Source organism: Nostoc sp. FACHB-892 (assembly GCF_014698795.1).
Taxonomy (GTDB): Bacteria; Cyanobacteriota; Cyanobacteriia; order Cyanobacteriales; family Nostocaceae; genus Nostoc.
Map to the genome: position 1 here is coordinate 116360 of NZ_JACJTR010000014.1, position 20791 is coordinate 137150.

General features: G+C 42.6%; 13 protein-coding genes. 5 read left to right on the forward strand and 8 right to left on the reverse strand.

Annotated elements, in window-relative coordinates:
* Positions 1 to 40: 40 nt before the first annotated feature.
* From H6G96_RS19555 to H6G96_RS19580, 6 genes are all read right to left on the reverse strand, one after another.
* On the reverse strand, positions 41 to 2095 hold the full coding sequence (locus tag H6G96_RS19555) for a serine/threonine-protein kinase (protein WP_190912990.1): 2055 nt from the start codon (positions 2093 to 2095) through the stop codon (positions 41 to 43).
* Positions 2096 to 2700: 605 nt separating this feature from the next.
* Positions 2701 to 3753, reverse strand: coding sequence for a serine/threonine-protein kinase (locus H6G96_RS19560; protein ID WP_190912991.1), 1053 nt, complete (start codon positions 3751 to 3753; stop codon positions 2701 to 2703).
* A gap of 275 nt (positions 3754 to 4028) precedes the next feature.
* Entirely contained in the window at positions 4029 to 6263 is a 2235-nt protein-coding gene (locus H6G96_RS19565) for a glycoside hydrolase (protein WP_190912992.1), read from the reverse strand.
* Positions 6264 to 6341: 78 nt separating this feature from the next.
* Complete coding sequence (locus H6G96_RS19570) at positions 6342 to 6572, reverse strand: NifU family protein (protein WP_012408256.1); 231 nt, start codon at positions 6570 to 6572, stop codon at positions 6342 to 6344.
* Between the two features lie 623 nt (positions 6573 to 7195).
* Positions 7196 to 8989 carry an ATP-binding protein gene (locus H6G96_RS19575; protein WP_190912993.1) on the reverse strand — a complete coding sequence of 598 codons (1794 nt, stop codon included), beginning with the start codon at positions 8987 to 8989 and terminating at the stop codon, positions 7196 to 7198.
* A gap of 173 nt (positions 8990 to 9162) precedes the next feature.
* Positions 9163 to 9399 carry a hypothetical protein gene (locus tag H6G96_RS19580; protein WP_012408258.1) on the reverse strand — a complete coding sequence of 79 codons (237 nt, stop codon included), beginning with the start codon at positions 9397 to 9399 and terminating at the stop codon, positions 9163 to 9165.
* 559 nt (positions 9400 to 9958) lie between these two features.
* On the opposite strand from H6G96_RS19580, the gene lepA reads away from it, so the two are divergent.
* From lepA to H6G96_RS19600, 4 genes are all read left to right on the forward strand, one after another.
* Positions 9959 to 11770: a translation elongation factor 4 gene (lepA, locus tag H6G96_RS19585; RefSeq protein WP_190912994.1), complete on the forward strand. Its 1812-nt coding sequence runs from the start codon at positions 9959 to 9961 to the stop codon at positions 11768 to 11770.
* Positions 11771 to 12909: 1139 nt separating this feature from the next.
* Positions 12910 to 14097 carry a glycosyltransferase family 4 protein gene (locus H6G96_RS19590; RefSeq protein WP_190912995.1) on the forward strand — a complete coding sequence of 396 codons (1188 nt, stop codon included), beginning with the start codon at positions 12910 to 12912 and terminating at the stop codon, positions 14095 to 14097.
* Between the two features lie 206 nt (positions 14098 to 14303).
* Positions 14304 to 16151 (forward strand): alpha-amylase family glycosyl hydrolase, encoded by a 1848-nt coding sequence (locus H6G96_RS19595; protein WP_190912996.1) that lies wholly within the window; start codon positions 14304 to 14306, stop codon positions 16149 to 16151.
* A 429-nt stretch (positions 16152 to 16580) separates the two neighbouring features.
* The gene (locus H6G96_RS19600) at positions 16581 to 17630 is read left to right on the forward strand and encodes a Type 1 glutamine amidotransferase-like domain-containing protein (RefSeq protein ID WP_190912997.1); all 1050 of its coding nucleotides are present in this window, start codon (positions 16581 to 16583) and stop codon (positions 17628 to 17630) included.
* A gap of 277 nt (positions 17631 to 17907) precedes the next feature.
* Here H6G96_RS19600 and H6G96_RS19605 read toward each other — a convergent pair whose 3' ends face one another.
* Positions 17908 to 18459: an SDR family NAD(P)-dependent oxidoreductase gene (locus H6G96_RS19605; protein ID WP_347242251.1), complete on the reverse strand. Its 552-nt coding sequence runs from the start codon at positions 18457 to 18459 to the stop codon at positions 17908 to 17910.
* A gap of 217 nt (positions 18460 to 18676) precedes the next feature.
* Between H6G96_RS19605 and H6G96_RS19610 the strand changes: the two genes are divergently transcribed.
* On the forward strand, positions 18677 to 19633 hold the full coding sequence (locus H6G96_RS19610) for an aldo/keto reductase (protein ID WP_190912998.1): 957 nt from the start codon (positions 18677 to 18679) through the stop codon (positions 19631 to 19633).
* Here the strand turns inward: H6G96_RS19610 and H6G96_RS19615 are convergent.
* Complete coding sequence (locus H6G96_RS19615; protein ID WP_190912999.1) at positions 19581 to 20789, reverse strand: IscS subfamily cysteine desulfurase; 1209 nt, start codon at positions 20787 to 20789, stop codon at positions 19581 to 19583. The two genes, H6G96_RS19610 and H6G96_RS19615, sit on opposite strands and share 53 nt — an antisense overlap.
* Between the last annotated feature and the right edge of the window lie 2 nt (positions 20790 to 20791).

Sequence of the window (20791 nt, forward strand, 5' to 3'; positions counted from 1 at the left end):
AGCTGTGCGACCCTACTACACAGTTAAGTATAATTCCTCCTTACTGAGACAACTGCCAAATCTTAATAGTATTGTCTTCACTACCACTGACAAGGGTCTTGTTATCAGGACTGAAGGCTACGGATGTCACAGTGTTGGTGTGCCCCGCCAATGTCAGAATTTCTTCTCCTGTGGCTGAATTCCACAGTTTGATGGTGCGATCGCGGCTACCAGTAGCAATCATTTTACCATCGACACTGAAAGCTACGGATGTGACTGTGTTAGTATGTCCCACTAGTGTGCGAATTTCTTTTCCCGTCGCTAGATTCCAAAGTTTGATGGTGCGTAGGCGTAACCCGTCGTAGACATCGCGGTTAGCACTGGCTAAAGTTTTACCATCTGGGCTTATAGCTACAGCTGTTACTGTTTGGTAATTTCCCTCCAGTGTGCGGATTGAGTACCCTTTTGTTAGATTCCAAATTTTGATAGTCTTGTCAAAACTGCCACTGGCAAGAATCACGCCATTAGGGCTAATAGCTAGCGATCGCACCCAAAATGTATGCCCTACTAGTGTCCGAATTTGCTCTCCTGTTGCTAAATCCCAGATTTTAATGGTGTTGTCATCACTACCACTAACCAAGGTCTGGCTATCAGCGCTGATGGCTAGGGCATGAACTGAGTCAGAATGCCCTGTAAGAGTGCGAATTTGTTTTCCTGTTGCCAGATTCCAAATTTTGATGGTGCTGTCATCATTACCACTAACCAGAGTTTTACCATCTGGGCTAATCATCACCGCATTCACCTGCTGAGAATAGGCGTTGAGTGAAGATTGTTTTCCGGTTGCGAGATTCCAGAGTTTTATTGTGCGATTGTCGCCAATGCTAGCAATTGTTTGGCCATCGGGGCTGATGGCAACGGATAAAACTGACTTTTCATGTCCTTGGAGAGTGTTAGCTAAGGAAACCTTACCCAAAGTAATCTTTAGCTGCTGGCCTAAAAACGCCTCATCTTTGCCAGAATTCTTGTGATGACTCAGCCTAGAGGATAAATTGGTTTGAATTCGGCGAAAATATTTATACCAAGATTCTTGAAATCCGAACAACAAAATAAAAGCACTTACCAAAATTAAAATTCTCAGTAAGTGATAACTTTTTGGTAAATCTGGCGCTTTAGTTGGTGGTATTTTTCCAGATGACTTACCTGCTGGTGGCAGTGCGAGGAGTTGTTTTGGAGTCAAGTCTGTGAGGACTTCATCGGCTGACTGGTAACGTTCATGGATGTCTTTTTTCAAAAGCTTGTCAATAACAAAATCCAACTCAGAATTTAATGGACTCCGCAAATATGCCCGCCAATTACTTACCCAGGTGTACCCAGATTCCATCCACAGTTCAAAGGGGGAATTTCCCGTGAGCAGATGAAAGCAGGTAGCCCCCAAACCGAACAAATCACTGGCGGGAAAAGCTTTACCATCTCTAATCTGTTCTAGGGGAGAATAACCATGTGAACCAATGGATGTGCCAGATTTCTGCTGAACTCTTACTGTAAATTGCTTTGAGGAACCAAAATCAATCAAGCTTAATCGCCCATCACTTTTATTGCGGATAATATTTTCTGGCTTAATATCTCGATGAATGACTTTGCGATCATGGATAAATTTGAGAATTGGCAGTAAGTCTAGCAAAATTGATTGAATTTCCCTAGCGTTATAAGCCTTGCGCTGTTGCAACTCCTTTAACAAATTCTCGCCATTGATAAACTGCTGCACTAAATATAGGCAGCCGTCTTGCTCAAAATAAGCTAGCAAAGTCGGAATTTGAGGATGTTCCCCAAGGTCTTGTAGTCGCTGCGCTTCTTCGGCAAACAACTCCATCGCCTTTTTTTGCGACCAAGTTCCTTGGAACTTTGGAGCTAGTTGCTTGATAACACAACGTTCATTGAGTTTATCGACATCTTCTGATAGATAGGTTCTGCCAAATCCCCCCTCATCTGAAAGGACTCGGATGACACGAAAGCGATTTCTTAAAAGTGACACCAAGGGGGTGCTACAACTTTGGCAAAACTTCTTTCCATTGGGATTCAGGGGATTTGAGCAATCGGGATTTAAGCAGCAGATCATGATCTGACAGGCGCGACTGCATGACAACTTAGGCTAAGTTTGCCCCGAACTTTCCCTTAAGAAAATTGACTCTCGCTTACCTTTGGTAGAAAACCCTGTTCTGGGGATTGGGGAATTACTTAATATAGTTAGCGTTTGTAAATAGTGTCAGTCTTCCTCATCTGTGGAAAACTACGAGAGCCATAGAATTAATTATTCTTTCGATTATATAATAATTTGAATAAAAATTTTTTCTGAACTATTAAACCTAGTAATTTTGCTTGTATATTGACACGCGATAATTTACTAAGTATTAAACTTAAACCCTCATTAATTAACCATTACTGAATATTAAATGTAGTTAAAATGCTTACTAAATTTGTTTTTGAGATTTTAAAATGCCCATGATTAATTGTTAATTTGATACTTTAGGCAATAAGAAATAAGTTGTTTAAAAAATGTTTCACTGTTATTTTAGGCACTTTAAAATCCCCCCAAACGTGCTTAAAAAGGGTGGAAACAGAATCAAAGTCCCTTTTTTAAAGGGGAATTTAGAGGAACTACAAGTTTTTGATACATCACTAACAACTTTTAAAACATCCTCTAACTTAGTTGTGCGAACTTGTTTACTTAAGTTTTGCTCTCCACTTGCGAATAGCACTAGCAGTTCTGGCAACAGGTGGGATGTATACATCAGAAGTTTCGTGATAATTTCCGTATTGTGCAATACTTTTATTGTTTAATTTTTGGGTAGTTAGACAGTTAGCCAAAGTAGGCAAATAGCTTTCATTACCTAAAACTTTCATTACTTCATCGGCAGTCTTAAACCGATCATCTAACGAAATCTTCACCATTTTTTCTAAAATATAGGCGAAGCGATCGCTAATATCTACCTCTTTTTGCCAACATATTTCACCAGTATTTGCGTCGTAGTCAAATTCTAAAGGACTTTTAGCAGTCAACATACAGATACAAGTTACACCCAATGCATAAATGTCACTAGCATAAACGGGACGTAGAGAAAACTGTTCTGGTGGTGCAAATCCCCTAGTCCCAATAAAATTGGTGTTTGCAGCTTGATTGATTGAGTTTTCACAAGCATCAACTAATTGCTCTTTCACTGCCCCAAAATCAATCAGCACTACCCGCCCATCATACTCACACCGCAATAAATTTTGGGGTTTAATATCCCGATGAATCACATGATGTTTATGAAGATACTGTAATACAGGTAATAATTCTTGCAAAAACTGTTTAACTGAGGCTTCACTTTTAGCCCCAGTTTGGCGCACTTCTCGTGCCAAAGTCAAACCCGGCACGTATTCTTGAATTAAAAAAAACTCTCCATTTGCCTGAAAGTAGTCCAATAGCATGGGAATTTGTGAATGACTACCAAGTTGGCCCAAGGTTTTTGCTTCTTTTTCAAAGCGTGTACATGCCCTCTGCCAACTTTGAGGATTAGTCACTTTCGGACAAAGCTGTTTAATGACACACAGGGGATTCCCAGGTAATATGGCATTTTTGGCTAAAAACGTGATCCCAAAACCACCTCTACCTAAAATTTGCAATATTTCATAACGACCACGAAATAGCTTCTTGGAACCACACATCTGACCAAGCTGAGTTTGCTGTAAAATGCTCTCTTGAGAATTCGTTATTTTCTGAGAAAAGCGATTCATTAGTATAGAGGATCTGTTTTGAAATGTCTCTAATCTTACGACAAATATTTGTTGGAAACAGTAAGATTACTGGATCTTTGCCAAATCCTCACTACTCTCCTATTGGAAATTTAAAAAGTAAAAATAAATTTTGTAGAATTTACGCATTGACAAGAGAAATTCAATATGCTTTAAAAAATCTTTACAACACATGAATTGGCTGTAGGGGCGTACAGCTAGCTGTACGCCCCTACTAGGTATTTTCTGAAATGGTATAACACCAAGCGTATTAAGTTCTAAGGCACTTCAATTGGAATCAAAGCATTTTCTGGCAAGTAGTTGCAAAAACGCCCTTCATCTGCAAGCACCAAAATCAAGCGCAGAGGATAATCTGGCGGAACTTGCAAATCTGCCCACGGTACTGCCAATTCTAAACAACTATTTAAAGCTACTTGAGCGCGACTGAAACGGGGATGCCATTGATAGTTGTCTCCAGCTTCTCGAAATTGAATCGATTGCGTCAGCAAGTTAACTTCCAAAAGATGGTGGAAATGGTAATTAAGTGGGGCTGCATCTGGTACATCTGCCAAGGGAATTGGGCTGTTAACCATTGTTTTTTCTGGATAGAACCACAGCAAATTCAACTCTGCTGGAAAATCCCGCCCTGGTGCAACGCCACCTTTAAAGTCCAGCCGCAAGTAGAAATTAAGGTGATCCACCCCATACCAAAGTCGCTGGATGATACTGCTGTTGTGCATCGTCCCTCGCGCCCCGCCGATTTCTATGCGTCCAGCTTTATCCCAATCTTGTTCATCACCCCTACCATCAATGACGGGATGAATAAACCCTTGGGGAATATGACTTCCCTGCGCTTCATGGATTTCTACTGGTTGCTTGAGGTAGGGCGGTATAGGTTCATTTAATGCCTTGTAAATGCCAAACAAGTGTTCTCGAAACAACTGATCAAAGATGGCATCCTGATTTGAGGAGTGTCCTGCACCAAACCACCAGAACCAGTCTGAACCCTCTGCGGCATACAACGCTTCCCATGCTTCTGGGTTGTTTTCTTCCGTCGCTTCAGGATGACTTGCAAGCATAACTCTAGCTTCTGTCAAGTAATCCCAAGCACGATTTTTAGCGGGATCGCCGATCCAAGTGGTGAAACTACCATCCACCCAAGAACCACTATGTAGTTGTCCTCCGGGAATGTTGGCTGTGGGGGGAAATTCTTCCAGAAATTCTGAAACTGTGACGAGTTTGAGGTGGGGTTCATCACTCAAGCTTTGATACAAAGCTTCTAAGAAGGGTTTGCCGTCTTCGGGATAAAATTCCCAGCAATTCTCTCCATCCAAAGCGATGGTAACTAGCCAAGGTTCTTCACTTTGACTTTCTCTTTGCATTTTAGCGATCGCTTGCAAATGTCCCACTAAATCTGCTGCTGCCTTTTTTGCTGGCATCGCACTGTAAGTAAAGCCAATCAAATCTGATAATCTATGGTCACGAAACACAATTGACAAATCACCCTCGGCGGTTTGCAGGCGATAGGGTCGGTACAACAATTCTGGTTGCTGCACATTCCCCGCCCCATCCCGATGAAAAAAGTGTTTCAGTGTCCATCCCAAGACGGCTTCATCTGAGCATATCCACTTAAAGCCTTGGTCAATAATGTGTGGTAGTATTGCCGGACTTACTGACTGTTCCGAAGGCCATAAACCACGAGGGATCTGTCCAAAGCGATCTTTATAAAAGTTCCAAGCTTTCTGCAAGTGGCGGGGAATATCTTCTGCCCACTGAAAACGCTGCTTAGGTAGTGTCATATTCGGCACAGCTACCCGACCAGAGTTAGTATCAGCTAACAAAGGTAAAATCGGGTGGGTGTAAGGGGTAGTGGTAACTTCTAGCTGCCCCGCCTCCTGCATTTTGCGATGTTGGGGAATAATGCGGCTGAGAATTTCTCGCTGTTTGGAATAAATGCGTTGGCGATCGCTTAAAGTAAAATTCCGACCCTGTTTTAACCAAGTAGCAATTTCCGGATCATCCCAAAACAGCGGATCGATCCAAGCCAAATTGTGCCAAGCTAGCAAATCACCATAGTCTGGCAATTCCCAATTTGCTAAACACCAAGCTTGCCCCTTCTCCTGTCTTTGCTGGTACAACTCGGCATAACGGGGATGGGGGTCAATCAAAGTGTGGTGATTGGCATCGAAAAAATGTTGGATAATAAATTCGCGCTGTTGCTGCGTGAGTTGTTCATCCGGTGTCAAACTGGCTGTGAGGTAAGGGTCAAAAGCAGTGCCAGCAATATAATCTTCGAGTTGCAATATTAGCGATGGTACTAAATTCACCGTTTGGTGTAACTTAGGATACCGCTCTAAGAGCAATATTAAATCCAAATAATCTTTAGTCCCATGCAAACGTACCCAAGGTAGCCTGTACTGCTGACTAGAAGATAGCGAAACGCCGCTGCCAGGAGACTTGTACAGCGGCTGATGTTGATGCCAAATAAAAGCGATGTAAAGAGGATGGGACATAGAAATGGTTAGGAGTTAAGAATGAGGAGTTAGGAGTTAATAGAAAACTCATAACTCCTAACTTCTAACTCCTAACTTTTACACCACTTGTTCAATTTCTGCAATTTCGGGAATCATTTCCTTTAAACGGCGCTCAATACCCATTCTCAGGGTCATTGCAGAACTGGGGCAAGAACCACACGCACCTTGCAGGCGGAGTTTTACAACAGGCCCATCGAGTTCTACCAGTTCCACATTGCCGCCATCAGACATGAGATAAGGGCGCATTTCATCTAAGACTGTTTCAACGTTGTCAATTGTGAGTTCCATAGTTTTAGACCTGCTAAGTTAATGATGGGCATGGGGCATTGGGCATGGGGCATTGGGCATGGGGCATGGGGCATTGAATAATAATGATCTCTGTGCCCTATGCGCGGTTACTCATTAACCATTATCCAAAATTTTGTTTTTCAGCTTTGTTAAATCGATCCTAAATCTAATTGCCGCTAGATTGTCAGGTGTCAGTTATTAACGACTTTTGACTAAACCAGTGCTGATTTTAGCAACTTGATATTAGATTAGCTGAACAATTTCTTGTGCAAGCCCTCCTACTCTACTTTAGCGGTTAAAGTCTTGAAGAAAACGTCAGGAGATGAGGACAAGGAAAGTTTTTTCCCAATATCCCATCCCATACTTCTCTACCAGAGGCTGCGCCCTAAGCGCAGCTATGCCGCAGCCTTTACGGCAACGTTTTATAGTGAGCTTGCCGAACTGCTCAGTACAAGTGCCCAATATGGTTAGTGAACTACTCCACCCTGCCTTCGGCTGAAAGTTGGGCTTCTCTACTCAAAGGCGAATGCCGCAGTTAAATAATTATTTCAAAAAAAATTAAAGTTTAAAACTCAAAACTTAGCAATGGTAATCATCCAAATAACTAATGACCAATGACCAACTCAGCACTGGTTCAACGCCTCGCTATCGCTAACAGCACTGTTTGTTGAGTCGCTATCACTAGATAAAACCATGACTGGTTGTTGATATAGTGGTACGGTGAATGTGACTGTTGAGCCAAGTCCTTCGCCCAGACTGTAAAAATGTACCTCGCCGCCCATTGCCTCCACTAGCTTCTGCGATATTGCCAGTCCTAAACCTGTACCGCCGTAATGGCGAGTGCGGGAGCCATCCACCTGAGAGAATAATTGAAACAGTTTATCTTGTTTGTCTAAGGAAACACCAATGCCAGTGTCGGCCACACGTACTCTCACCATACCAGGAAATTCCTGACCTTGAAAGTTCGGCTTCGCTTTTTTGAGTACTAAATCGGCGCTGACGGTAACACCGCCCTCATGGGTAAATTTGATGGCGTTACCTACCAAATTGAGCATAACTTGTAGCAACCGTTGGTAGTTGCTTTGGACAATGATTTCATCGGAGGTAGCAGGCATCTGCATCTGGAAGCTGAGGTTTCTCATTTCTGCTTGGGGACGCATGAAATTTTCTACATCAGTGAATAGCTCATCTAGCTTGACTGGAGCGTAAGTTAGCTCCATTTTGCCAGCTTCGATTTTAGCAATGTCCAAAATGTCGTTGATAATATTCAGCAAATGTATCGATAAGTGGTGAGCTTCTGCCAAAAATTGGTTTTGTTCTTCTGTATCATCTGCCATTCCTTCCAAAATCAGCTTCAAGAAGCCAATCATGCCGTTGAGGGGGGTACGAATTTCATGAGATACATTAGCCAGAAACTCGCTTTTGAGGCGGGAAGCTTCTTCGGCTTTTTGACGCGCCGCTTCTAATTCTTTATATAAAGTAGCATGAGCGATCGCAGTTCCCAATTGATCTGCTGCTTCTTTTGCTAGTTCTAATTCTGCTTCTGATAATGTGTAGCATTCATCTTGCCAACTCAAGGCAATCAATCCATTAGCCTGGTCTTGATAGCAAGTTGCAATCACCAAAGTTCTCTGCCGCCCAGACCCTGCGTATCCAGGCACTTCCATTACAACTGGTTCTAAGGCTGTCAAAGCCTGACTAAAGGCAGGCTCAGAAGTTATATCTATTTTTGAGCCAAGCATTGATTTGAGTTCTGGCTGGCAATACTCAGCCTTCACCTCCACTTTTGAGCTAGAGGGCTGATAAGGACAAATAATACAGCGCTCTAGCCGCAGTGCTTTCCCCAAACTATCAACTGTTTGCTGCCAAATAATATCTAAATCCAACGTCCGGCGGATATTTCTGGTAATGCGATTTACCAGTTTTTGGTGTTGCTGCGATCGTATTGCCAACTCTATTTGTGTGGGCGTTTTTGATGCCACGGGCACTTGTTTTTTGTTGAGTGTCGCTTGCACTAACCGTCCCATCACTAAAACTGTGGTGGCAGTTGTTCCCAAACTTGGCATAATCGGACTAATCACCAAGTCCAACTCAAATAATTCCTGGTGGTAACTAAACCAACACTGAAACCTTTCTGGCACCAAACTTTTCAAAATTCGGTGCAATCGTTCCAAATAAGTAACCTTATCCACCGGGACAAAGGCTTGAGTCTGGTTCAGTTCCTCAACTACTTTTTCAGTATTTAACCCCAACAGTTCGCTGTACTGCCAACAAAATGTCAGATAGCGCCCTGCCTCATCTTGCGTATACACCAACTCGGCTCCTAGAGTTGGTAATGAGCCATCAGTCTTACTAGTAATAGATTCCAGATTTTGGGAAAATACATTTGACAATTGGGAATTAGCAGTAATAGTCATTAATTGAGTTGGATAGACAAAGGGTATCCGACCGTAATTTTACTAAAGCTGCTCAAATTTTCGCATAAATTTTTACAGCTTTTTCGTGTTTTTATTGGGTATTTATTGGTGTTTTGAAATCCAGATTGACAAACTTTACTTTTTTAAATTGCATTGACAGTTGATTAATAGTGTTAATCATTCCATTCACCCCGAGGAGGAACAGGGGTACGCACAGGGGTACGCGTCAGTTCGTCATCTCTGAGGATTTCACCCCGCAACCACTGACGAATCGCCACCTCAATCACTTTACTTGGGTCATTGGTGAGATGCTGAATTTGCTCTAGTAGCTCGGAGTCCAGGCGGACAGCAATTTCTACCTTATCGGCTCGTGTGTTTTCCGCTTCGGTAGTTTTCTCTTGCATATTCATAGGTTTGATATACTCTGAATTGGTTTTGTCTAAAGCTTTGTAAAGTAGTTATATTCATAAATTTGGGCTAATTCACTGAAAAATCTTCAAGAGGACAATTACATAGTTCCCCGAAATAGCACCAAAGTAACAGCTTTAAGTTTCAAATCGCATTTTTCATATAACTGACTAGACAATGGCTTTAGAAATTTTGTCGACAAATTAGTGATTAGAGGTAATTACGGGTAGTAATTGCCCACCATCACTACATGATCCCTACATGTACTTATTTACATTTATTGTACGCTCCTAGCTGATGAATACTAGCAGCGACAAATAGACTTTCATAATATTCTTAAAAATCCACCTGTTTAGATCGAAGTTCAAGATGGGGTGAAGAGGGCAGGGGGCAGGAAGCAGGGGAAGAATAATAACTCCTAACTTTTAACTTCTAACTCTTAACTCCCCACTCCCTACTCGCCACTCCCCATTAAAAGCAGCGTCTTGGCTAAGAAAGCATTAAAATACATTAAGTAAATTGCTCTTTTAACTTTGGTTGCTGCTAAGGCAAAGATAGTATATGACTGACGTTCCCGCAGTTCGCATTCGCAATTTTTGTATTATTGCTCACATCGACCACGGGAAATCAACCCTCGCCGATCGCTTGCTACAAGCTACTGGCACTGTTGAAGACCGACAGATGAAGGAACAGTTCCTCGACAATATGGATTTGGAACGGGAGCGCGGCATTACAATTAAGCTGCAAGCTGCCCGGATGAACTACACAGCTAAGGATGGTCAGCAATATGTGTTGAACCTCATTGATACCCCTGGACACGTGGATTTCTCTTATGAAGTCTCCCGTTCTCTTGTTGCTTGTGAAGGAGCGCTATTGGTAGTAGATGCGTCCCAAGGTGTGGAGGCGCAAACTTTGGCGAATGTATATTTAGCCCTAGAGAATAATTTGGAAATTATCCCGGTTTTGAATAAAATCGATTTGCCTGGGGCAGAACCAGAACGGGTAATTGGCGAGATTGAAGAAATTATCGGTCTAGATTGCAGTGGTGCGATTTTGGCTTCTGCTAAAGAAGGAATTGGTATTGATGAGATTTTAGAAGCAGTGGTTGAGCGGATACCGCCACCGCCAAATACCATAAATGAACGCTTACGAGCGTTAATATTTGATAGCTATTACGACAGTTACCGGGGGGTAATTGTGTATTTCCGGGTGATGGATGGCACCGTGAAAAAAGGCGATCGCATCCATTTAATGGCATCTGGTAAAGAATTTGAAATTGATGAGTTAGGCGTTCTTTCTCCGACTCAAAAGCAAGTTGAAGAACTCCACGCTGGCGAAGTAGGCTATTTGGGAGCAGCAATTAAAGCTGTAGCTGATGCACGAGTAGGAGACACAATTACCCTAAGTAAGGCGAAAGCAGAGGCACCCTTACCAGGCTACGCAGAAGCGAACCCGATGGTTTTTTGCGGGATGTTCCCCATTGATGCTGACCAATTTGAAGATTTGCGCGAAGCCTTAGAAAAGCTCGAACTCAACGACGCAGCGCTGCACTACGAACCAGAAACTTCTAGCGCGATGGGGTTTGGTTTCCGTTGCGGGTTTTTGGGCTTGCTGCACATGGAAATTGTTCAAGAACGTTTAGAGCGAGAATATAACTTAGATTTAATCATTACAGCACCCTCGGTGGTTTATAAGGTGATTACCGTCAAGGGTGAGGAACTGTACATCGATAATCCTAGCCGCTTACCTTCTCCCAACGATCGCGAAAAAATTGAAGAACCCTACGTCCAAGTAGAGATGATTACGCCGGAAACTTATGTCGGCAGTTTGATGGAGTTGTCACAAAATCGCCGTGGCATCTTCAAAGATATGAAATATCTCGCCCAAGGACGAACCACACTTACTTACGAACTTCCCTTGGCGGAAGTTGTGACTGACTTTTTCGATCAGATGAAGTCGCGATCGCGCGGTTACGCTAGTATGGAATATCACCTCATCGGCTACCGTGAAAATCCTTTGGTGAAGCTGGATATTATGATTAACGGCGATCCTGTGGATTCCTTGGCGATGATTGTACATCGAGATAAAGCTTACAACGTTGGGCGGGCAATGGCGGAAAAACTCAAGGAACTAATTCCCCGCCATCAATTTAAAGTGCCAATTCAGGCATCTATTGGCAGTAAAGTTATCGCTAGCGAACACATCCCCGCCTTACGGAAAGATGTGCTAGCCAAGTGTTACGGCGGTGACATCAGCCGCAAGAAGAAACTTTTACAGAAGCAAGCAAAAGGTAAAAAGCGGATGAAATCTGTAGGTACAGTGGATGTACCCCAGGAAGCCTTTATGGCAGTACTGCGCTTGGATCAAAGCTAACGCTTTTTCATCACTTTCTCCAGAGAAAAAAAACAATAATCTTTGCTACACAAGGCTTTCATCTTGCTTTCATCTTAAAGAAATTCTTTTGGCCATAGTGTTAGCAAATAAATCCAATTCGCAATTCGCAATGGGCAACTCTTAGAGACGCTAAAAGCGAACGCCCCGCTACGCTAACGCAATTAAACTCAGCCCGACACTAGGGGTGGGGTTTTTACCTAGCTTAAGATACAAGAATTTTTTCTCTACGAGACGCTACCGCGAACGCGCCACTTGCGGGCGAGGTTTTGAACATGAAGCTTTTTTGATAAAGCTCCAAACCCAGTTTCTGTCTCTTGTTTAAAAGTTGGCTAAAATTTTTCTTTAACCAGAGTGATGCAAGAGCGTTGATACCCGGAACCCCACCCCGCAATCTCTTAGGGGGGTGGGGTTATTTTATTATGATTTAATTTCCGTTAATTTTAATGATAAAGTCTGTCAACAGCAGCCTCAAGTTGAGAAGTTTCAGCCTTGGGCATTCCCCATGCTCAATCTAGTGTGTGCGATCGCGTTATACCATTTCACGTTAATAATGATACAAATACGCTGGTAGGGGCATAGCATTGCTATGCCCCTACGAAAAATCTATATGTATCAGGATTTTTGTGAATTGGTATTACTGTCAGTCTAGGCGTTGTCAGCATTGTGCTAAATTCCGAAGTTTCGCCGAAGATTTGATTAATGGTGCAGACAAAGCACTTTATATGGCCAAACAGCAAGGGCACTTCAGGCACTTTTGATCCCCCCTACTGCCTTAAAAAGGGGGATTTAGGGGGATCTAAAATTTTTGATACCGACAAGAGAACTTTTCAAAAATCCTCTAATTACAAATTACACTTTGCTTCCTATCGCTAGTACAGCACGGTGGAAATGAACAGGCCATTAAAAATGGTCAAAAAAACCGAAAGTACAAGTCTTTTGACTTTTGACTTCCGTGTAGCAGTACTAGCCCCCAGTTCATAACCTTTGATAAGCTTTAACAAAATAACTGTTAAAAAATCTCAAAATTTTAGTAAACATACTTACTGCATTTGCCACCCTTGTATTTTTAGGTAAATGTAGTTTTTTAGATATTAGTAAAGTGTGGGAGAGTCTAGCAGATGAAGATACTGGTACTGAGTTGGGAGTTTCCACCAAGAATTGTTGGAGGAATTGCGCGGCATGTAGCGGAATTGTACCCGGAATTGGTCAAGCTAGGACATGAAGTCCACCTGATTACAGCAGAGTTTGGCCAAGCGTCAATGTATGAGGTGGTTGAGGGAGTAAAAGTACATCGGGTACCAGTGGGACATAGTAATGACTTCTTCCACTGGATAGTTAATCTCAACTTGAGTATGGGACATCACGGTGGTAAGTTGATTTTAGAGGAAGGGCCTTTTGATTTAATTCATGCCCATGATTGGTTAGTAGGAGATGCTGCGATCGCTCTCAAACATAATCTGAAAATACCATTAATTGCCACAATTCACGCTACAGAATACGGACGCTACAACGGTATTCACACAGAAGTCCAAGGCTATATTAATGGTAAAGAAAACTTGTTGGCTTTCAACGCTTGGCGGATTATCGTTTGTAGCGACTATATGCGCCAAGAAGTAGAACGAGTGCTACAAAGTCCTTGGGACAAAATCGATGTCATTTATAACGGTATCCGAGCCGAAAAGAAACAGCATCACATAGATTTTCATGCTCTGGATTTTCGCCGTCAATTTGCCACAGACGATGAGAAAATCGTTTATTACCTCGGTCGCATGACCTACGAAAAAGGTGTACCTATATTACTTAATGCCGCACCCAAGATTCTTTCCCAAATGGGAGGTAACGTTAAATTTGTGATCGTTGGTGGCGGCAATACTGACCATCTCAAGCGGCAAGCCTGGGATTTAGGAATTTGGCATCATTGCTATTTTACAGGTTTTCTCTCCGATGAATACTTAGATAAATTCCAAACTGTCGCTGATTGTGCCGTTTTTCCCAGCCTTTACGAACCATTTGGAATTGTGGCTTTAGAAAGCTTCGCTTCGCGTGTTCCTGTAGTGGTTTCCGATACTGGTGGTTTTCCAGAAGTGGTTCAACATACCAAAACAGGCATTGTGACTTGGGTGAACAATCCCGATTCTTTAGCTTGGGGAATTTTGGAGGTTTTGAAAAATCCAGGATATCGGCAATGGCTGGTGGATAACGCTTATGAGGATTTAGAGCGACGCTTTAGCTGGCCGAAATTAGCCAAGCAAACTGAAGAAGTATATCAGCGAGTTATACAAGAGCGATCGCAAATTGCCTGGTAAGACATATCCCCGACTCATTTAAAAAGTTGGGGAGATAAAATTTTATTTGAATTAGCATAAATCCTGAATTAACCTTTGATAAATCTATAGCGGGTACTGCTTCTATTTCTGGAGAAGTGCAAATTTAATCTGGTTTTGGATATCATTTTTTGAATTCCAGAATTAGTAACAGTAGTATAAAAGCAAATCCATTCAAGGATAACTATATGAAACTGCTTCCTTTAGATAAACTAGGAGCTAGAGAAACCAACGGTATTGTTGATTTTGGACTCTTTCTACCTTGGGTTTCTCATAATGATGGAAATCGGCTAAAGATTAAAATCATCCACGAAAAAGACCAATTTTTACAAGATATTCAGCCCCTAGAATTTGAACTAAAGTATTCCATTGACCCAGAATATGGTGATTATTGGTCAACTCAGGTAAATATCAAGACTGAACCAAAACCCACTGCTAAATCTGCATGGGGAGAACCAGGTAGATATGTTTATCGCTATTGTTTAACAAATCCCAATAAAGGAGAAATAGATTGGATTATTGACCCTTTTGCTAGAGAATTTGGTGTAGGTAAATTATCCGCCTTCACACTCGGCTATCAACAATATGAGTGGAGCCAGAAGGAAAAAACCTGGAAAACTCCAAACTTAAAAGATATTGTTCTGTACGAATTAATGATTGATGAATTCGGCGGTACTATTGACGGAACAATTGAAAAACTCGCCTATTTAGAAGATTTGGGAGTTAACTGTCTGGAAATTATGCCGCTTTCTAATGTGGCATTAACAGTAGATTGGGGATTTTTACCACTTGGCTACTTTGGTGTAGATGAGCGATTTGGTAAAAGGAAAGATTTACAAAAGTTGATTGATACGGCACATCAACACAATATTGCTGTAATTGTTGATGCCGTTTATGGTCACACTGGAGATGATTTTCCATACTCTTATGTTTACAAAAAGCTAGGGTATCGTGAAAATCCTTTTATGGGGACATTTGCTAAAGATTATTTTGGCGAAAGTACAGACTATAATCGCAAGTTTACTCAAGACTTTTTCTATACAGTTAATTATCACTGGTTAGATGTTTATCATGTTGATGGCTTTCGCTATGACTGTGTACCAAATTACTGGGATGGTGGTACAGGAGTAGGCTACGCCAACCTAATTTTTAACACTTACAAAACAGTCAAAGAAAAGAAAGATGCTGGCGAGTATTGGCAGAGATTCTTTAACAATGAAACAATCAATTTGATTCAGTGTGCTGAACAACTAGAAGGGCCAAAGGAGATTCTCGAACAAACTTATACTAACTCTACCTGGCAAAATGAGACTTTGGGTGCAGCTAAAAGTGTAGCTTCTGGAAATAAAGGTGATTTAGCTAACCTTGGCTTTAAACTTGGTCTAGATGGGTATCCCTCAGAAATTACAAACAATGGGGACAAAATCGCCAAGACGGCGCTGCAATATATAGAAAATCATGATCACTCGCGTTTTGTCTGTAATTTTGGTGCGATCGCTCGCGATAATGATTTATTACAAGAAGGTAATCGCAACTTGTGGTATAAGGTTCAACCTTACCTGATTGGGTTTTTCACTGGTAAAGGGATTCCGCTACTGTGGCAAGGTCAGGAATTGGGAGAAAATTATTTTCTTCCAGAACAAGGTTTTGGCAGAGTGATGTTGATTCGACCTGTACGATGGGATTATTTTTACGATCCTATTGGTAAGAGCGTACTTGCCTTAGTACGGAAGCTGATTAAACTGCGTCGTCAGCAATCGCAGTTTACGGAAGGCGAACATTTCTTTTACAACGATTATGACCGCTATCATTCTAAAAATGTGCTGCTATTCTCGCGCAAACATGGTAACAAGTTTAGCCTAGTAGCACTTAACTTTAGCGATCGCGATCAGAGTGTACCCTTCTGGTTCCCAATTGCTGGCAATTATCAGGAAGAACTAAATGGTGAAAACAATTTAATTGGCGTTCCCAGTTATTCAGAATATTGGCTAACTATTCCCAGCAACTACGGAAGGATTTGGACAACTAGCACCTAATCTATTTTGGATTTCATCTGGCCGAAATTATAGCGGTTATCGCTTCAAGCGATTGTAGGGGCACAGCATTGCTGTGCCCAAAGCGGGTGTATTGTGATGTATTGCTTCCATTGGAGAAGCTATAAAGGACACAACCAATATGGAGATTTTCCCACAGTAGCGCAGAGAATTAATGATTACTCTGCGCTATTTGACGCTAACAAACAGTACAAACCCTGTACGCTGGAAATTTTACCCTATCTAGTGCCAGAGTTAAGCTAGTACGCGTTTAAGTTGCATATTTTTTCGTTAAAGCTGTCATTTGTTATTGATTATTTACAAAGGACAACTGATAAATGACTAATGACAAAGGACGAATTTCACGAATAAATAAGCAATTAAAGTGTGTAACAGCCTAGCAATAATTGCAGTTTGCTCCAGAAGCTTAGTATGACAAAGGCATTCCCAAGCATAGCAAGGCGCTTGAAAAATACAGGAATCAAGTTGTTGAAGATGGGAACCTTCCTAATAACCCGTTTTATTGCCAGCTGGAAACGCTACTTCCTGGGTGACACAGATGATGTCCGCCCCTCCCCCTCTCCCTCTTTCGATGTCCGTCCCTCCTTAGCAGGCCCAGTCCTTAGCCTGGGTGGAGGTGGCCCCGATGTCGATGATGCTATCCAGTGGATGATCAACCAAGTTAGGGGAGGTAGTAACTCTAGCACTAAAGTTAATGTTGTAGTTCTCCGCACCAATGGTAATCACGATTACAATCGGCTAATTTATGCCATGAAGGGCGTAAACTCTGTGGAAACTCTTCTGATTAGCAATAGAAAAGACGCAAACAAAGCTGAGATTTATGAAAAAATCAGAAACGCTGATGTGATTTTCTTTGCTGGCGGCGACCAATGCCAATACATCCGCAACTGGAAAGATACCAAGCTTGAGGCTGCTGTTAAGTCAGTTTACCTTAAGGGAGGTGGTGTAGGTGGTACTAGTGCGGGTGCGATGATCCAAAGTGATTGTGTGTATGACGCTTGCGCTTCTTCCGAAAAAGGCATTGAAACTAGGGATGCACTCGAAGATCCATATCGAGACATTACTTTTACTTACAACTTTTTTAATTGGAGTAATTTAAAGGGAACCATCGTAGATACGCACTTCGACAGGCGGCAAAGAATGGGGCGAATTATGACTTTCATTGCCCGTCAAATTAAGGATGGTGTATCTAGCAGTGTTTTAGGCATAGCGGTTAGTGAAAGTACATCGGTTCTTGTCGATAAAAACGGTTTGGTAAAAGTTATGGGTAGGGGTGCGGCGTACTTTGTACTTGGCAATCATATGCCGGAAGTATGCGAACCCCGAACGCCTTTGACCTTTTCCAATTACAAAATTTGGAAAGTTCGCAGTGGCGACACCTTTAATTTGAGAAACAGGCCAACCTCTGGGTACTATCTCAGGAGTGTTAAAAGGGGACGGATTGATTCAAATCCATATTAAATGGGGAGTGGGGAGTGGGGATTTGTACTGAGTGTACCCCTGCGGGGAAGCAAGCTACGCGTAGCGTCTCGTAGAGAAGCCGAAGTAGTGGGGAGTGGTGAAAAGAGAACAAGCAGACAAGGGGGATGAACTGAGATAAAAGGTGGATTCATCCAGTTATCTAACTCCTGCTCAATGCCCCATACTCCCTTAGGGAACTCCAAAAAATAAATTATCCCAATTTCTGGACTCAACACTACTGTTTTTCCCCCCTGCCCCCTGCCCCCTTACTTCCTTCCTACCAGGGAACTACGCCATCCTCATCAAAAAAGCCTCCGCTAGAACCGTCATCAGGTAGAGTGGCAAGTTTCACTGCTGCGTAGGCGTAGCCCCCCGTAGGGATCGCTCCTTGCTCAACAGTGCGATATCCTTGGTATTGATTAATGTCTGTTGCTGTGAAACCTGGGTCAGCAGCATTGATTTTTATTGGGGTATCTTTAAGTTCAGCAGCCAACAGAACTGTGAGCGCATTTACTGCTGTCTTTGATGAGTTATATGCAAGAAGCTTAAAATCAGCGAAATCATAATTTGGGTCAGAGTTTAGAGTCAGAGAACCTAAACCACTTGATAAATTAACTATTCGCCCTGCTGTTGACTTCTTCAAAAGTGGCAACAGCGTTTTTGTAACTGCAAACACTCCAAATACATTTGTATCGTAAGTGTGTTGGAGTGTTTCAATATTAACTTGACTGGGTAGAAGGCGATCGCCACCACTGATTATCCCAGCATTGTTCACAAGGATGTCAAGTTTTCCGAATTCGCTCTCGATTTGTTTTGGGGCTTGAACCACTTGTCTTGTTAATTGAGATAGTAGCTGGATTTACGCCGTGCTGTACTAATGTATAAGTAGTGTGTATCAATACAACCGTTAGGATTTAGTAATCCTACATAAGTAGTGATTTGGTGTTGGGTTTTCTCCAGTAGTCATTCACACTTCAGATAGCGGTTGAGAAAATATTTGCAACCTAAACTAACAATTGACTCAAAAATTCTTGGAGATGATAGATATGCAAACCAAACAGCTCGGTAATTCGGAGCTTCACATTACCCCAATCGGCTTTGGAGCCTGGGCGATCGGTGGAGGTGGATGGGCTTTTGGTTGGGGAGCGCAGGATGATCAGGAATCAATGGAAGCGATCGCTCGCGCTCTTGACCTCGGCGTTAATTGGATTGACACCGCAGCTATCTATGGCCTGGGACATTCGGAGGAGGTTGTTGCTAAGGCACTCAAAGGTCGATCTAATCGCCCCTACATTTTCACTAAATGTTCGATGATTTGGGATGAAAAGGGCAAAATTGGTCGCAGTTTGAAGGCTGATTCGGTGCGGCGGGAAGTTGAAGCCAGTTTGCGCCGACTTGACATTGAAACCATTGATCTCTACCAGATCCACTGGCCTAACCCAGAATCAGAAATTGAAGAAGGCTGGACGACTCTCTCTAAGCTCAAGGATGAGGGTAAGGTTCGCTATATTGGGGTTTCAAATTTCAATGTAGAACAGTTGAAACGTATCCAAAATATTGCACCGGTTACCTCATTGCAACCACCTTATTCACTGGTTAAGCGCGATGTCGAAAACGAAATTCTGCCTTTTTGTCAGGAAAACAACATAGGTGTGATTGTTTATTCACCTATGCAATCTGGGCTGCTTACTGGAAAAATGACACCTGAGCGGGTTGCCAATTTACCAGATGATGATTGGCGCAAGAATAGCAGTGAATTTCAGGAGCCACGTTTATCTCGTAACCTGAAGTTAGTTGAGGTATTGCAGCAAATTGGTAAGCAACACGATCGCTCCGCCTGTGAAGTAGCGATCGCTTGGACTTTAAACAATCCGGCGGTGACGGCTGCGATCGTTGGCGCACGCAATCCCAAACAGGTAGAAGGAATCATCGGTGCTGGAGAATTTCGCCTCAATCAGCAGGAGCTAGATCAAATTGCTGCTTTTCTGGGTGAGAACCCATAAAAGAGGTCTTACGTAAGCTTTGAATAGTAGCGATCACATGTTTCGCCACAATATCAATTTCCTCTTGGGTATTAAACCGGCCAATCCCAAACCGCACTGAGGCATAAGCTAGCTGTTGGGGGTTTCCCAGTGCTGTCAGAACATGGGAGGGTGCAGTACTTGCCGATGAACAAGCAGAACCAGAAGAAATCGCCATTACTGGCTGCAATCCTAGCAAAAGTGCGGCTCCATCCACCCCCTCAACGCTGATATTCAAGTTTCCCGCCAATCGCTCTTGAGGGTGTCCATTGAGATGAATTCCTTCAAGTTGGGAAAGCTGTGACCACAAGCTTTGCCTTAACTGGGTGAGGCGTTGGTTTTCTGTTGCTTGTTCAGCCAAAGCGATTTCTACAGCTTTCCCAAAGCCGACGATTTGCGGTGTATACAATGTCCCAGACCGCATCCCCCGTTCATGTCCGCCGCCGTGCTGCTGGGGAGCTAGTTGCACTCTGGGGTTGCGCCTGCGGACGTACAGCGCCCCAATTCCCTTTGGGCCATATACTTTGTGTGCGGTTAGCGACATCAAGTCAATTTTCATCGCTTGCACATCTAGGGGAATTTTACCAATAGCTTGGGCTGCATCGGTGTGGAAAATGATGTTGTAAGCATGGCATAGTTCCCCAATTTCTGCTAAAGGCTGTAAAACGCCAATTTCGTTATTTGCAGCCATCACCGAAACCAAAATCGTCTCAGGACGGAAAGCTTTGTTTAACTCATTTAAATCAATCAGTCCATCTTTTTTAACTGGGAGAATAGTAATTTCAAAACCCAGAGTTTTTAAATAATTACAAGGGTCAATAACTGCACTATGTTCAGTGGCAACAGTAATAATATGCTGACCTTTTTTAAAATAAGCTTCAGCAACACCTTTAATAGCTAAATTATTCGCTTCTGTTGCACCACTGGTAAAAACAATTTCTTCGGGAGTGGCGTTAATTGCCCCTGCTAAAATCTCTCGCGTTTGCTTAACAGCAGCTTCTGCTTCCCAACCGTAAACATGACCGATACTTGCTGCGTTGCCAAAGTTTTCTGTGAAGTAGGGGAGCATTGCTGCTAATACTCGTTCATCTACGGCTGTAGTAGCGTGACAATCAAGGTATATAGGACGAATAGACATAA

What these genes read in the sequence shown, in the direction of transcription:
- H6G96_RS19615 (WP_190912999.1), bottom strand. Translation starts at nt 20,789, where the DNA reads ATGTCTATTCGTCCTATATACCTTGATTGTCACGCTACTACAGCCGTA.
- H6G96_RS19600 (WP_190912997.1), top strand. Translation starts at nt 16,581, where the DNA reads ATGACAAAGGCATTCCCAAGCATAGCAAGGCGCTTGAAAAATACAGGA.
- H6G96_RS19565 (WP_190912992.1), bottom strand. Translation starts at nt 6,263, where the DNA reads ATGTCCCATCCTCTTTACATCGCTTTTATTTGGCATCAACATCAGCCG.
- H6G96_RS19560 (WP_190912991.1), bottom strand. Translation starts at nt 3,753, where the DNA reads ATGAATCGCTTTTCTCAGAAAATAACGAATTCTCAAGAGAGCATTTTA.
- lepA (WP_190912994.1), top strand. Translation starts at nt 9,959, where the DNA reads ATGACTGACGTTCCCGCAGTTCGCATTCGCAATTTTTGTATTATTGCT.
- H6G96_RS19555 (WP_190912990.1), bottom strand. Translation starts at nt 2,095, where the DNA reads ATGATCTGCTGCTTAAATCCCGATTGCTCAAATCCCCTGAATCCCAAT.
- H6G96_RS19590 (WP_190912995.1), top strand. Translation starts at nt 12,910, where the DNA reads ATGAAGATACTGGTACTGAGTTGGGAGTTTCCACCAAGAATTGTTGGA.
- H6G96_RS19575 (WP_190912993.1), bottom strand. Translation starts at nt 8,989, where the DNA reads ATGACTATTACTGCTAATTCCCAATTGTCAAATGTATTTTCCCAAAAT.
- H6G96_RS19595 (WP_190912996.1), top strand. Translation starts at nt 14,304, where the DNA reads ATGAAACTGCTTCCTTTAGATAAACTAGGAGCTAGAGAAACCAACGGT.
- H6G96_RS19570 (WP_012408256.1), bottom strand. Translation starts at nt 6,572, where the DNA reads ATGGAACTCACAATTGACAACGTTGAAACAGTCTTAGATGAAATGCGC.
- H6G96_RS19580 (WP_012408258.1), bottom strand. Translation starts at nt 9,399, where the DNA reads ATGAATATGCAAGAGAAAACTACCGAAGCGGAAAACACACGAGCCGAT.
- H6G96_RS19610 (WP_190912998.1), top strand. Translation starts at nt 18,677, where the DNA reads ATGCAAACCAAACAGCTCGGTAATTCGGAGCTTCACATTACCCCAATC.